Below are 14,003 nucleotides of genomic sequence, written 5' to 3' on the forward strand. Positions count from 1 at the left end.
CTGTCGGCCGAGGCCAAGCAGTCGGCCGAGCAGGGTCGCGGCCGCATGCAGGCCATGGTGCAGGCCATGGGCGAGATCAGCGCGTCGAGCAACGACATCAGCAAGATCATCAAGACCATCGATGAAATCGCCTTCCAGACCAATCTGCTCGCCTTGAACGCCGCCGTCGAGGCGGCGCGCGCCGGGCAGCACGGCAAGGGGTTTGCGGTGGTGGCCGAGGAGGTGCGCAACCTGGCCGCGCGCAGCGCCAAGGCCGCCAAGGAAACCGCCGAGCTCATCGAATCCTCCGTGAACAAGACCCGTCAAGGCGAGGGCATCGCGGGGGAAACGGCGGCGGCCCTCGATGAAATCGCCTCCAACATCACCAAGGTCTCCGATCTGGTGAGNTGAACAAGACCCGTCAAGGCGAGGGCATCGCGGGGGAAACGGCGGCGGCCCTCGATGAAATCGCCTCCAACATCACCAAGGTCTCCGATCTGGTGAGTGAAATCGCCGCAGCCGCCAACGAGCAGGCCGAAGGCATCGGCCAGGTCAACACGGGCCTGACGCAGATCGACCAGGTCACCCAGCAGAACACCGCCAGCGCCGAGGAATCGGCAGCCGCCGCGCAGGAACTCTCGGGCCAGGCGGCGCAGTTGCGTCAACTCTTGCAGCGCTTCCGGCTTAAGGGGCAGGGCGGNGCCGAGGAATCGGCAGCCGCCGCGCAGGAACTCTCGGGCCAGGCGGCGCAGTTGCGTCAACTCTTGCAGCGCTTCCGGCTTAAGGGGCAGGGCGGTTTCTCGGCCCCGGCCGCTGCTGCCGCCTCGCAGCGCTCCCTTGCCGCCGCTGATGCTGGTGCTGTCTGGGGGGGAAGCAAAACCTCCGCTGCGCCAAAGGGCGCGGCCGCTGCCATCGCCCTGGACGACGAGGAGTTCGGTCGGTACTAAGTGCTGTTGGGTATCTCCTTACCTTCGCCATGAGCGTCATGGCGGAATCAATGCGCGGTTCCATTATGGGCCGTTGCAGTTCACAGGGCAGGTTTTATTCAAGGACGCACGTATGTGCGTCCTTTTTTTGATCAAAAAATTATTTAAATTAAATTTTCTTTTGAAATTGGCCGAAAAGCATGCTAGCTTAGTTTTGGCTAATCGTTCTTGAGTGAATAACTTGGTTGCGCCGACATACGGGCAACAGCCAGCGGAGCGACCGAAAACCAAGGGAGAAGGGCACATGGCATCGAAGCTCAACAGCATTCAGGCTAAAGTCGGAGGTCTGCTCGCACTGATTCTGGTGCTGGCCTTCGGTCTCAGCACCGCCATCAACACCTTGCAGAGCGCCGCCCTGCTTGAAAAAAACGGCCAGGAGGCGTTGTCGGCATTGCGCACGTCGACGGAGGATCAGGCGCGCAGCGTGTTCTACAGCCTGGAGATCGGCACCGACAATTCGGTGGCGGAAGGCGAAATGGATGTTTTTCAAGAGCTGATCGATGATCTGGGGCGGGTGCCGGGGGTCATCGAAGTGGGCCTGACGGATCCCAAGGGCCGCATTGATTATTCCAACGTGCGCGCCTCTGTGGGCGGCGCCTTTCCCATGTCGAACAAGGTTCAAGCGGATCAACAGCCCCTGGTCTTCAGTGAGGCGGGAGACATTCTGACCCTATCGCGCCTGAGCATCATGGAGAAGGCATGTCTGGATTGTCATTTCGACGCCAAGGTCGGTGATGTCGCAGGGATACTGTTTGCGCGCTTGAGCCTGGAAGGCCTGCGCAGCATCGAAAGCTCCATGACGGCGGCTTTTGCCGAGGCGCGCGCCAAGAGCATCTCCACCGGCCTGTTGACCGGTGGCGGTGGCTTGCTGGTGGCCGCCCTGGCGGTGGTTGTTCTCCTCGGCCGGATGGTGCGCAAGCCCCTGTTGCAACTGGTGGGTATGGTGGAAGAACTTGGCCGCGGTCACCTCAGTCAGCGCCTCAATATTGAGAAGGGCGACGAAATCGGGCAGATGGCCAAGGCCATCGACAGTTTTGCCGATACCTTGCAGAACGACATGGTCGCCAACATGAAAAAGCTCGCCGCCGGTGACCTGGACTTTACCGTGGTCCCCTGCGATGCCCAGGACGAGATCCGCAATTCACTGCGCAAGGTCAGCGAAGACCTCAACAATGTGATGGGCGAGGTGCAGGGTTCGGGCGATCAGATCGCGCGCGGGGCCGATCAGGTGGCCGAAACCAGTCAATCCCTCTCCCAGGGTGCCACGGAGCAGGCCAGTTCGTTGCAGGAAATCTCGGCCTCCATCAACGAGATGGCCGCGCAGATCAAGACCAGCGCCGATCATGCCGTGCAGGCCGACGGCCTGTCGCGCCAGGCCAGCCAGTCGGCCGCGCGCGGCCAGCAGCAGATGCAGGCCATGGTGCAGGCCATGGGCGAAATCAACCGCGCCGGAGGAGATATCTCTAAAATCATTAAGGTGATTGACGAGATCGCCTTCCAGACCAACTTGTTGGCCTTGAATGCGGCAGTGGAAGCGGCGCGCGCCGGGCAGCACGGCAAGGGCTTCGCGGTGGTGGCCGAAGAGGTGCGCAATCTGGCCGCGCGCAGCGCCAAGGCCGCCAAGGAAACCGCCGAACTCATCGAGGTGTCGGTGGGCAAGGCAAAAAACGGTGGCGAAATCGCCGATCAGACCGCCACGGCGCTCGATGAGATCGTCGGCGGCATCACCAAGGTGTCTGATTTGATCGGCGAAATTTCGGCGGCGGCCAACGAGCAGGCCGAGGGTATCGGTCAGATCAATCAAGGCCTGGGGCAGATCGATCAGGTGACCCAGCAGAACACCGCCAACGCCGAGGAATCGGCGGCGGCCGCCGAGGAACTTTCCGGGCAGGTGCGCGATCTGCGCACGATGCTGCAACGCTTCAAGCTCAAGGGCGGCGCGCAACCGACTTCGGGTTTTCGTGTTGCTCCGGCCCCGGGCCCGGCGGTGTCGGCCAATTGGGGCGGGCCGAGCCCGTCGTCAGGGTCCGCGCCCAAGGCCACGGCCGGCAAGGCCGCGCCCGCCCAGTCCTTCATCGCCCTGGATGATGAGGAGTTCGGGCGCTATTGAGCAGTGAGTAGCGAATAGCGCGTAGGGGACGGTGGTTGCGCCGGGTGGGATTTTTTTCCTGCCCGGCGTTTTCATTTGCTGCACAAAGGCAAGTGCCGGTTATGATTGGTGATGAGGGAGGTCGATATGAATAAGGCAGTTGCGGCGGCAATCATCACCGGAGCGGCGCGCGGCATCGGGCGGGCGGTCGCCGAGGAATTTCTGCGCGCCGGCTACCAGGTGATGCTGGCGGATCTTGACGAGGAGGGCGGACACCGCGTCGCGGCGCAGCTCGCCGAGATCGGCCGGGTGGAATTTGTGGCGACGGATGTGTCCCAACCAGGAGAGGTGGAGCGTCTGGTGACCAGCACCGCCGCTCTTTTCGGCGGAATCGACGTTTTGGTCAATAACGCCGGAATCATGATCCGCAAGCCTCTCGAGGAACTCTCCTTCGAGGAATGGCAGCGAGTGCTGGCGGTCAATTTGACCGGCCCCTTTCTCTGCGCCCGGGCCGCCGCGCCTCATTTGCGCGCAAGGTGTGGCGCCATCATCAACATCGCCTCGACCCGCGCCCTCATGTCCGAGCTGCACACCGAAGCCTACAGCGCCTCCAAGGGCGGCCTGCTCGCCCTGACCCACGCCCTGGCCCTGAGTCTTGGTCCCGAGATTCGCGTCAACGGCATCAGCCCCGGCTGGATCGACGTCAGCGCCGGGCAGGAACCCTTGAGCGCCGCCGACCATGCCCAGCACCCTGCGGGGCGCGTCGGCACCCCGCAGGACATTGCCCGCGCCGTTTTGTTTCTGGCCGACCCGGCCAACGATTTTATCACCGGGGAAAACCTGGTCATCGACGGCGGTATGACGCGCAAAATGATTTATGTTTAACCTCTTGCTCACACTCATTGAAATCTAACACTTGATGGTTATGATGCGCCAAATTCGCCGAGGTGTGCGGCGTCGGGACAAGGCGGAAGGAACGACATCATGAGTAAGGAAAACATTCTGGTCATCGAGGACGAGGAAGACATTCTCGCCCTGGTGCATTACAACCTGGCTAAAGAAGGCTATGTGGTGACCCCCGTCACCAGCGGCGAAGATGGTCTCAATGCGGCCGCCGGCCAGGTGCCGGATTTGATCTTGCTCGACCTGATGCTGCCTGGCATCGACGGGTTGGAGATCTGTCGGCGCCTCAAGAAAAATCCTGAAACGGCCGCCGTGCCCATCATCATGGTGACCGCCAAGGGCGAGGAGGCCGACGTGGTGGCCGGTCTGGAACTGGGAGCCGAGGATTACGTGACCAAACCTTTTTCCAACAAGGTGCTTCTGGCGCGCATCAAAAACGTGTTGCGCCGCCATGCGCACGGGGCACAAGCATCCGGCAAGGACGATTCCCTGAGCATTCACGGCATCACCATCAATCCGGGTCGCAACGAAGTGCTGGTCGATGGCGATCCGGTGGATCTGACTTTTACCGAATTTCGCGTCCTGCATTTTCTGGCAAGCCGCCCCGGCTGGGTTTTTACCCGTTACCAGATCGTCAACGCCGTGCGCGGCGACGATTATGCGGTGACCGACCGCGCCGTGGATGTACAGATCGTGGGCCTGCGCAAAAAGCTCGGCACCTGCGGCAAATACATTGAAACTGTGCGCGGGGTCGGCTACCGCTTCAAGGACTGATACTCATGCGGCGGACACGCCTGTTCTGGCAGCTTTTTCCTTCCTACCTGCTTCTCACGGTGATGGTCCTCATCGCCGCCGGCTGGTATTTTTCAACGACCCTGAAGACTTTCTACCTCAACCAGTTAGCCGCGGATCTGACGGCGCAGGCGCGGCTGATCGAGCCTCAGATTGCTCCGCGATTCAACGCCGATGAAGCCGCCGCCCTCGATGCTCTGGCTAAGGATCTCGGCCACCGCGCCGGGGTGCGCATCACCCTGGTGCTGCCTTCGGGTGAGGTGCTCGCCGATTCCTTGCAGGATCCCCGTCTCATGGATAATCATGCCGCACGGCCGGAGATCGTGCAGGCTTTTGGCGGAAGCACGGGCATTGCTACGCGCTACAGCGCCACGGCCCGCGAATCCATGATGTATGCGGCGGTTCCGGTTTTTAACGACAAGGGAGACCTGGACGGAGCGATTCGTGTCGCCGTTGCGGTCACCGCAGTAGAGCAGACTTTGCGCGCGCTCTACCTTCGGGCTTTTGCAGGCGCGGTGGCAATTGCATTGCTTGCGGCGTTGCTTAGCTTGATTGTCTCCCGGCGCATCAGCCGGCCCCTGGAAGAAATGAAGCATGGGGTCAAGCGTTTTGCCGCGGGTGATCTCTCGGAGCGCCTTGCCGTCGGTGGCTCTGAGGAAATTCAGGCGCTGGGCGAGGCCATGAACCAGATGGCGGGCGAACTCGACGAACGTATCCGCACCGTTCTGCGTCATCGCAACGAGCAGGAAGCGGTTTTGTCGAGTATGGTGGAAGGGGTTCTGGCGGTGGACCTCGAGGCTCGTATCATCCGCATCAATCAGGCGGCGTTGCGACTACTAGGCGTGCGCGAAGATGTCAAAGGGCGACGCATTCAGGAGGTGATCCGCAAGGCTGACCTGCAGCGCTTCGTGGCCCGCGCCCTGGCGACCGCCGAACCGGTGGAGGATGACATTCTGCTGCGCGAGGAAGGCGAGCGTTTTCTGCAGGCGCACGGCACCGCTCTGCACGATGCCCAGGGGCAGATCGGTGCTCTTATCGTGCTCAACGATGTTACCCGCCTGCGCCGCCTGGAAACCATGCGCCGCGATTTCGTCTCCAATGTCTCCCACGAACTTAAAACGCCCATCACCGCGATCAAGGGATTTGTCGAGACTCTGCTTGACGGCGCCATGCAGGATCCTGACGATGCGCAGCGGTTTTTGGAAATAATCACCCGCCAGGCCGACCGCCTCAACGCCATAATTGATGATCTGCTCACTCTTTCGCGCGTCGAGCAGGGCGAGGAACAGAGCGGTCTGCCTCTGGAAAAAGAGCCCCTGCTCCCAGTCCTTGAAGCCGCGCTCCAGGCTTGCGCCTTGCCTGCCGCCGAAAAGAACGTGCGTCTCAATCTGTTCTGTTCTCCGGAGTTGACGGCGCGCATCAAGGCGCCGTTGCTGGAACAGGCTGTGGTCAATCTGCTCACCAACGCCATTAAATACAGCCCGCGCGACGGCAAAGTGGCCATCGAGGCGGCGCAGCTTCAGGGCAAGGTCACCATCCGCGTGCAGGACTGGGGGTGTGGTATCGCCAAGGAGCATCTGCCGCGGCTCTTTGAACGTTTCTACCGGGTCGACAAGGCGCGCAGCCGCAAGCAGGGCGGCACCGGCCTGGGCTTGGCCATCACCAAGCATATCGTGCAGGTCCACGGCGGAGAGGTCATCGTGCATAGCACGCCCGGCCAGGGCAGCACCTTCTCCATCCATCTTCCTCTTCCCTGAAAAGTGGGCAATTTGTAACTGTTCAGCACTCACCCGCCACACCCTGCGGCACTGTCGGACGCCGCCGGATTCCCCCGCTCTTCGCTAACCAAAACCTAACACAATTCTATACAAACCCTGACAAACAGCGCTTACAAGAATGTTTGCGCACACAGTCTTCTTATCCGCAGGTAACGCGCGCCTAACAAAAGATCGTCATTCTCTGCGTCATCGCGTTCCCGGGCAACCGGGAGGATAGAAAAACACTTTCAGACGTAGAGAAAAGGAGAAACAGATGAAGGCAACAAAACGTTTCATGATTTGGGGGCTGACCCTGTGTACCGCCCTGGCGGTGGTGCCCAGTTCCTTCGCGGCCGGTGTGGATCCCGACCTGCCCAAGTACAGCCGCGCCTCCGGGGTCTCGGGCAATCTTTCCAGTATCGGTTCGGACACCCTGAACAACCTCATGACCCTGTGGGCCGAGGAATTCGCCAAATTTTATCCCAACGTGCGTGTGCAGATCCAAGGCGCCGGCTCCTCCACCGCACCGGCGGCCCTCATCGAAGGCACCGCCAGCTTCGGTCCCATGAGCCGCCCCATGCGCGATTCGGAAATCCAGAACTTTGAGAATCGCCATGGTTACAAGCCTTATGCCGTGCCGGTGGCCGTCGACACCATCGCCGTGTACGTGAACAAGGACAATCCCATCGAAGGCATGAGCCTCGCGCAGGTCGACGCCGTCTTCTCTGTGGGCCGCCGCTGCGGTTCTCCCGCCGACATTACCCGCTGGGGCCAGTTGGGCCTGACCGGCGCCTGGGCCAACCGTGACTTCACTCTCTACAGCCGCAACGCCGTGTCCGGCACCTACGGCTTCTTCAAGGACAACGCCCTGTGCGGCGGCGACTTCAAGCCCTCCATCAATGAGCAGCCCGGTTCGGCGTCGGTGGTGCAGGGTGTCACCGAGTCCATCAACGGCATCGGCTATTCGGGCATCGGCTACATCACCTCAGGTGTGCGCGCCATTCCGCTGGGCAAGGAAGAAGGCAAGTTCTTCGAGCCTAATTCAGAGAATGCCGCCAGCGGTGACTACCCCCTGGCTCGTCTGCTCTATGTCTACATCAACAAACACCCCAACCGCGACCTCTCGCCCCTGGAGCGTGAATTCGTGAAGCTGGTGCTTTCCCAGGAAGGCCAGGAAGTGGTGGTGCGCGACGGCTACATTCCCCTGCCGGCGAGCATCGCCAAGAAAACCCTGAATGAACTCGGTATCAAGTAGGTATTGATTCTTGAAGACAAAAAGCGTAGCCCACTCTGTCGATTCCCGGCAGGGTGGGCTGCATGGCAAACAGGGCACCAGAAGCTTCCGCAACCGCCATCAATTTGGATGAACATGAGTGACTCGAGTTCCAAAAATGCCGGCCAAGTAGAAAAAAACCAAAGCCGGTTGCCTGAGGAGGCGCGCCGTGCCCGCTTGAAAAAATGGCGCCGCACCAAGGATCGCATCTCCACCTACGGCGTATCGGCCGGTGGCCTGGGCGTGGTTTTCGCTCTGGCGCTGATCTTTATCTATTTGTTCTACGAGGTCTTCCCGCTGCTGCGTTCGGCGGAAATCGCGCCGGTGTCTTCCTACGTGTTGCAGGACGAGGACATCGCGCATTTCGCCCTGGAGCGTTATAACGAACTGGCCGCGGTCCATACCCGCGACGGCCGGCTGCTTTTCCTTGAGGCGGCCGACGGCCGTTTGCGCAAAGAATTGCTCGTGGCTCTGCCCGAAGACGCCGCGGTGAGTTCCTTTGCCACCGGTGATCCGAGCGAAGGATTGTTTATCTACGGTCTCGAGGATGGCCGGGCGCTGATCGCGAGAACTGATTACCGCTTGAGTTATCCTCAGGATCGCCGCCACATCGAGCCGCAGATCAAATATCCCCTCGGTGCCGACGCGGTAAGAGTCGATCCCCAGGGAGCGGCTCTGCGCAGGGTCGCGGTGCAGGAAACCGGCAACGGATTTAGCGTGGCTGCCGCCACCGAAGACGGACGCTTGCTGCTGGCGGTGTACACGGCGACGACCTCGCTGTTTACCGGCGAAGTCAGCCTGCGCCACCGGGAGTACGTGCTGCCGAGTCCGCCGCAGCAGGGCGAAAAGCTGCTCATCGACGGCGCCGGGCGCAACCTGTTCGTGGCCGATGCCATCGGCGCCATCCATTATTACGACATCAGCGATCCGGCTGCGGCGCACCTGGTGCACAGCGTTGCGGCGGTCGCCGCGGGCGAAACCGTCACTGCCCTGGAGTTTCTTAAGGGTTCTGTGTCGCTCATTGTCGGCGGCTCCGACGGCACCCTGAGCCAGTGGTTTCTGGTGCGCGGCGACGACAATGTGCAGCAACTGACGCGGATTCGCGACTTTTTGCGCCATGCCGGTGCCATTACCTCTCTGGCGCCGGAATACAACCGCAAGGGGTTCGTCGCCGGCGATGCCTCGGGAAGTATCGGCATTCACTATGCCACCTCCCATCGAACCCTGCTGATGGAGCCGGTCAGCGATAAGCCGCTGCATCATCTGGGCCTTTCGCCTGTGAATACGGCGCTCCTTACCCTGAATGCGGATGGGTCGGTGCGGAATTTCGACCTGGATAACCGTCATCCCCAGGTGTCTCTCTCGGCACTCTGGGGTAAGGTCTGGTACGAGGGTCGCGAGGGGCCTACCTATGTCTGGCAGTCATCCTCGGGCAGCGATGATTTCGAATCCAAGTTCAGCCTGGTGCCCCTGACTCTCGGCACCCTTAAGGCCGCTTTCTTCGCCATGCTCTTTGCCGTGCCCCTGGCGATCATGGCCGCGGTCTATTCGGCTTATTTCATGACGCGCGCTCTGCGCGGCGTGGTCAAGCCCACCATCGAAGTCATGGAGGCTCTGCCCACGGTCATCCTCGGCTTTCTTGCCGGGTTGTGGCTGGCGCCTTTCATTGAGAAGAATCTGCCCGCCGTGTTCGCCATATTTCTGTTTATCCCCCTGGCCATGATCGCGGCGTCTTTTCTCTGGTCGAGCCTGCCGGCGGCTTTTCGCGCGCGGATCTCGCCGGGCTGGGAGGGCGCTCTGCTGGTGCCGGTAGTGTTGCTGGTCGGATGGCTGTGCGTATCCATGAGTCCGCTGGTCGAGGTGTGGTTCTTCGACGGCAGCATGCGCCAGTGGCTGACCGACGTGGGCATTACCTACGACCAGCGCAATGCCCTGGTGGTCGGCATTGCCATGGGTTTCGCCGTGATTCCGACGATCTTTTCCATTACCGAGGATGCGGTGTTCAACGTGCCCAAGCATCTCACCCAGGGATCCATGGCCCTGGGCGCCACGCCCTGGCAGACGGTTCTGGGTGTGGTGATTCCCACCGCCAGCCCCGGTATTTTTTCTGCGGTGATGATCGGTTTCGGCCGCGCGGTGGGAGAAACCATGATCGTGCTCATGGCCACGGGCAACAGCCCCATCACCAACTTCAACATCTTCGAGGGGATGCGCACCCTGTCGGCCAATATTGCGGTGGAGCTGCCGGAAACGGCGGTGGCCAGCACCCACTTCCGGGTTCTGTTTCTTTCGGCCCTGGTTCTGTTCGTGATCACATTTGTCCTCAATACCGTCGCTGAAGTGGTGCGCCAGCGCTTGAGAAAACGCTACAGTTCACTGTAAAGGTTTGTTGACTGATGAAGACCTGGTTTAAAAGCGGCACTCCCTGGATATGGCTCACCGGTGGCGCCATGACCCTGTGCATGGTCATGGTGATTGGTCTGCTGCTGCTCATCGGCGTACGCGGCTTCAGCCACTTCTGGCCCGCGGCTATCGTCGAGACCACCTATACCGCGCCCGGCGCCGAGCCCATGCGCCTGCTCGGCGAACTGTCGCGCAGTGAGACTCTGACGGCGGCGCAGATTCGTGAATCGGGCGTCGAGGTCGCCGAGGATCAGCTTTTCGTCACCCGCCATCTGCTCAAACAGGGTACCCGCGATCAGCTCGGGCGCGATTTTGTCTGGTATCTCGCCGATTACATGGGCGCCTGGCATTATCCGCAAGATGCGCTGATGCTTGAGCGGCGCGAGTGGGGCAATTTCTACGGCTATCCCGTCGAATTGCGCGAGGGCGACGCGGTCATCGCGCGTGGCGCGGATCTGCCCCGCGAGCTGGCCGCCCGCGTCAAACGCAGCAACGATCTTTTCGAGCAGATTCGGCGCATTGAGCGCAAGGATATCGGCGATATCAACATGCGTCTGGAGCGCATCCGTCTTGCCGAGCGGCGCCTGGAACTTCGCGACGATGTTCCCGCTGCGGAGGTTCAGGCGCAAAAGGCGGAGTTCGAACAGACGCGCGCGCGGCTCGACGCCGAATATCTGGTGCTTCAGGGCAAACTTGACCAGCTTTATCTCGATATGCGACGGGATACCCTGGTGGCGGAAATCATGGACGGTCGCCAGGTGGAGGTTTCCCTGGCCAACATCGTGCGCGCTTCCCAGCCCAACGCCATGGGGTTGCCGAGCAAGCTGGCCTATTACGGCGAGCGTCTGTGGGAATTCATCGCCGGTTATCCGCGTGAGGCCAACACCGAGGGTGGAATTTTTCCCGCTATTTTCGGTACGGTGACCATGGTATTCGTCATGTCCATCATGGTTACACCCTTTGGCATCCTGGCTGCCATCTATTTGCGCGAATACGCCAAGCAGGGGCCGCTGCTGCGTCTCATTCGCGTCTCGGTCTACAATCTCGCCGGGGTGCCATCCATTGTCTTCGGTGTATTCGGTCTCGGGTTTTTTGTCTACTTCATCGGCGGCGGCATTGATCGGCTGTTCTATCCCGAATCTTTGCCTGCACCGACCTTCGGCACGCCGGGCCTGTTCTGGGTGTCGCTGACCCTGGCTTTGCTCACCCTGCCGGTGGTCATCGTCGCCACCGAGGAGGGTCTGGCGCGCATTCCGCGCACGGTGCGCGAGGGCAGTCTCGCCCTGGGCGCCACCAAGGCCGAAACCCTGTGGCGCATCGTCGTGCCCCAGGCGACTCCAGCCATGATGACCGGCTTGATTCTGGCCATTGCGCGGGCGGCCGGCGAGGTGGCGCCGCTGATGCTGGTGGGGGTGGTCAAGCTGGCGCCGACCCTGCCCATCGATGGGCATTTTCCGTTTATCCATCTGGAACGCAAGATCATGCACTTGGGATTTCACATCTACGATGTCGGCTTCCAGAGTCCCAACGTCGAGGCGGCTCGCCCCCTGGTCTATGCGACCGCCCTGACCCTGGTGATCATCATCGTCGCCCTGAATATGTCTGCGGTGGCGATCCGCAATCATCTGCGGGAAAAATACCGCAGCGAATCGGACTGAAAGGCTTGGACAAAAAATGATGCTGAATGAACAATTGATGGCCAGATCGGTGGTTGCATCCCGCACTTCCGAGAATGAAAGGCCGAGCCGTCCCCGGCCGGCCGGCAAGGTCTCCCTGGATAAGGAAAGTTTCTGCCTCGAAGCGCGCAACCTTAATCTCTACTACGGCAACCAGCAGGCCCTGCGTGGAATCAATATCCGTATTCCGACCAATCGCGTCACCGCCTTCATCGGTCCCAGCGGTTGTGGCAAGTCAACCTTGCTGCGCTGTTTCAATCGCATGAACGACCTCATCGACATCTGTCGCATCGAGGGCGAGATTCTTCTCGACGGCGAAGATATCAACCGCCGCTCGGTTGACGTGGCCGATTTGCGGCGGCGGGTGGGGATGGTTTTCCAGAAACCCAACCCTTTTCCCAAGACCATCTACGAGAATGTCGCCTACGGCCTGCGCCTGCAAGGGGTAAGGAGTCGACAGGTGCTCGACGAGGCGGTGGAACACTCCCTGCGGGGCGCCGCCCTGTGGGAGGAGGTCAAGGACCGGCTTAACGACAACGCTTTCGGTCTTTCCGGCGGCCAGCAGCAGCGCCTGGTCATCGCCCGCGCCATCGCCATCGAGCCCGAGGTCATCCTGCTCGATGAGCCCTGCAGTGCTCTCGATCCCATCGCAACGGCGAAGATCGAGGACCTGATCGGTGAACTCAAGCAGCAGTACACCATCGTCATCGTCACCCATAACATGCAGCAGGCGGCGCGCGTCGCCGACTACACCGCCTACATGTTTCTCGGCGATCTGGTTGAGTTCGGCGAAACAAGTCAGATTTTCAAGAAACCCAAGCACAAGCAGACCGAAGACTACATTACCGGCCGATTCGGCTGATCGAGGAAAAAACTATGACCCTGCTCATGTTGCGCGAACTGGACAAAGTAAAAAAAGAACTGCTGGAATTGTGCGCCATGGTCGAAGAAAGCGTGGCCAAGGCGATACAGTCGGTTGAACAGATGAATGTCGAACTGGCGCGCGAAGTGATCGCAGGCGATGACGACATCGACGCAGCCGAGGTCGCCCTGGACGAGGAGTGTTTCAAGCTCATCGCCCTCTATCAACCGGTGGCCGTTGACCTGCGCTTCATCGTGGCGGTCATAAAGTTTAACAACGATCTGGAGCGTATCGCCGATCTGGCCGCTAACATCGCCGAGCGGACAGTGGCCCTGGCCGATATTGTCGATGTCCCGGCGCCTTTCAACTTTTCCGAGATGGCGCGCAAGGCGCAAGGCATGCTCAAGAAAAGTCTCGACGCCCTGGTCAATCTCGACGCCGACATGGCGCGTCGGGTCATCTGCCTCGATGACGAGGTGGATCTGCTGCACAGCAATAACTTTCAGTTGGTCAAGGATAAAATCCGGCGCCACCCCGAGCATATCGATGCGCTGCTGCAATATGTCACGGTTTCCCGGCATGTGGAGCGCATCGCCGATCTGTCGACCAATATTGCCGAAGAGGTAATCTATATCGTCGAGGGGGATATCGTGCGCCATTGCTTGTAGGCGCGATGGCGGTGCGCCGGAAAAAATTCGCTTCTAGGCCGTTTCCTTGTGGAACGGCCTTTTTTATGCCCCTCTTGTGCGCTATAATGTGCGGAATTTTCGCTGATCGGAGGTGCAGGTGCGGGGTAAGAACATCTCTCGAATTCTTTTGGGGGCAGTGGGGCTGTGTCTCTGCGCTGCGACCGCTCATGCCTTCTGCTTCGAGGAAGCGGGTGAGGAATACGGCGTCCCCGCCGGACTACTGTGGGCGATTGCCAAGGTTGAATCGAATTTCGATCCGTTGGCGGTGCAGTACAATGCCAACGGCAGTACGGATCACGGGGTGATGCAGATCAATTCCACATGGATCGGCCGCTGGCCGGATGTCAGCCCCGTCACTCTCGACGATCCGTGTACCAACGTGCGCATCGGCGCGCGACTGCTTGCCGACTGCATCACACGCCTCGGGTATACCTGGGAGGGGATAGGCTGCTACAATGCCGTCAGCCCCGAAAAACGTGCGCTCTATGCGCGCCGGGTGATCGCCGTCATCGAAGGCATGGCGCCGCGGGAAACTTTGCAGCCTTAGCCGGTCTCTCTGCTGAGTTTCCGCTTGGATACATGAGAAATCATTTC

At 60.6% G+C, this 14,003-nt stretch carries 10 protein-coding genes and 1 pseudogene; all 11 read left to right on the top strand.

Going from position 1 to position 14,003, the window contains the following annotated elements; all coding sequences use genetic code 11:
• Positions 1 to 671 (top strand): annotated as a pseudogene (locus GFER_RS19375) (methyl-accepting chemotaxis protein); the annotation flags it as partial.
• A gap of 538 nt (positions 672 to 1,209) precedes the next feature.
• Positions 1,210 to 3,075: a methyl-accepting chemotaxis protein gene (locus tag GFER_RS13210; RefSeq protein WP_052446404.1), complete on the top strand. Its 1,866-nt coding sequence runs from the start codon at positions 1,210 to 1,212 to the stop codon at positions 3,073 to 3,075.
• Positions 3,076 to 3,201: 126 nt separating this feature from the next.
• Positions 3,202 to 3,939, top strand: a complete 738-nt coding sequence (locus tag GFER_RS13215) for an SDR family oxidoreductase (RefSeq protein WP_040100179.1) — start codon at positions 3,202 to 3,204, stop codon at positions 3,937 to 3,939.
• A 99-nt stretch (positions 3,940 to 4,038) separates the two neighbouring features.
• Complete coding sequence (locus GFER_RS13220) at positions 4,039 to 4,731, top strand: response regulator (protein WP_040100180.1); 693 nt, start codon at positions 4,039 to 4,041, stop codon at positions 4,729 to 4,731.
• Positions 4,732 to 4,736: 5 nt separating this feature from the next.
• Complete coding sequence (pnpS, locus tag GFER_RS13225) at positions 4,737 to 6,506, top strand: two-component system histidine kinase PnpS (RefSeq protein ID WP_040100181.1); 1,770 nt, start codon at positions 4,737 to 4,739, stop codon at positions 6,504 to 6,506.
• A 295-nt stretch (positions 6,507 to 6,801) separates the two neighbouring features.
• On the top strand, positions 6,802 to 7,761 hold the full coding sequence (locus GFER_RS13230; protein ID WP_040100401.1) for a PstS family phosphate ABC transporter substrate-binding protein: 960 nt from the start codon (positions 6,802 to 6,804) through the stop codon (positions 7,759 to 7,761).
• A 195-nt stretch (positions 7,762 to 7,956) separates the two neighbouring features.
• Positions 7,957 to 10,161, top strand: coding sequence for an ABC transporter permease subunit (locus tag GFER_RS13235; protein WP_200889324.1), 2,205 nt, complete (start codon positions 7,957 to 7,959; stop codon positions 10,159 to 10,161).
• A 14-nt stretch (positions 10,162 to 10,175) separates the two neighbouring features.
• Positions 10,176 to 11,840: a phosphate ABC transporter permease PstA gene (gene pstA / locus GFER_RS13240; RefSeq protein ID WP_040100183.1), complete on the top strand. Its 1,665-nt coding sequence runs from the start codon at positions 10,176 to 10,178 to the stop codon at positions 11,838 to 11,840.
• A 16-nt stretch (positions 11,841 to 11,856) separates the two neighbouring features.
• Positions 11,857 to 12,720: a phosphate ABC transporter ATP-binding protein PstB gene (gene pstB / locus GFER_RS13245; protein ID WP_082048081.1), complete on the top strand. Its 864-nt coding sequence runs from the start codon at positions 11,857 to 11,859 to the stop codon at positions 12,718 to 12,720.
• Between the two features lie 14 nt (positions 12,721 to 12,734).
• Positions 12,735 to 13,388 (top strand): phosphate signaling complex protein PhoU, encoded by a 654-nt coding sequence (gene phoU, locus GFER_RS13250; protein ID WP_040100189.1) that lies wholly within the window; start codon positions 12,735 to 12,737, stop codon positions 13,386 to 13,388.
• Between the two features lie 118 nt (positions 13,389 to 13,506).
• On the top strand, positions 13,507 to 13,956 hold the full coding sequence (locus tag GFER_RS13255; protein ID WP_040100191.1) for a lytic transglycosylase domain-containing protein: 450 nt from the start codon (positions 13,507 to 13,509) through the stop codon (positions 13,954 to 13,956).
• Positions 13,957 to 14,003: the final 47 nt, after the last annotated feature.

The sequence above is a fragment of the Geoalkalibacter ferrihydriticus DSM 17813 genome, assembly GCF_000820505.1.
In the GTDB taxonomy this organism is placed as follows: Bacteria; Desulfobacterota; Desulfuromonadia; order Desulfuromonadales; family Geoalkalibacteraceae; genus Geoalkalibacter; species Geoalkalibacter ferrihydriticus.

Excerpts from the sequence above, each read along its gene's own strand:
- GFER_RS13210 (WP_052446404.1), top strand. The coding sequence starts at position 1,210 with ATGGCATCGAAGCTCAACAGCATTCAGGCTAAAGTCGGAGGTCTGCTC.
- GFER_RS13215 (WP_040100179.1), top strand. The coding sequence starts at position 3,202 with ATGAATAAGGCAGTTGCGGCGGCAATCATCACCGGAGCGGCGCGCGGC.
- GFER_RS13220 (WP_040100180.1), top strand. The coding sequence starts at position 4,039 with ATGAGTAAGGAAAACATTCTGGTCATCGAGGACGAGGAAGACATTCTC.
- pnpS (WP_040100181.1), top strand. The coding sequence starts at position 4,737 with ATGCGGCGGACACGCCTGTTCTGGCAGCTTTTTCCTTCCTACCTGCTT.
- GFER_RS13230 (WP_040100401.1), top strand. The coding sequence starts at position 6,802 with ATGATTTGGGGGCTGACCCTGTGTACCGCCCTGGCGGTGGTGCCCAGT.
- pstA (WP_040100183.1), top strand. The coding sequence starts at position 10,176 with ATGAAGACCTGGTTTAAAAGCGGCACTCCCTGGATATGGCTCACCGGT.
- pstB (WP_082048081.1), top strand. The coding sequence starts at position 11,857 with ATGATGCTGAATGAACAATTGATGGCCAGATCGGTGGTTGCATCCCGC.
- phoU (WP_040100189.1), top strand. The coding sequence starts at position 12,735 with ATGACCCTGCTCATGTTGCGCGAACTGGACAAAGTAAAAAAAGAACTG.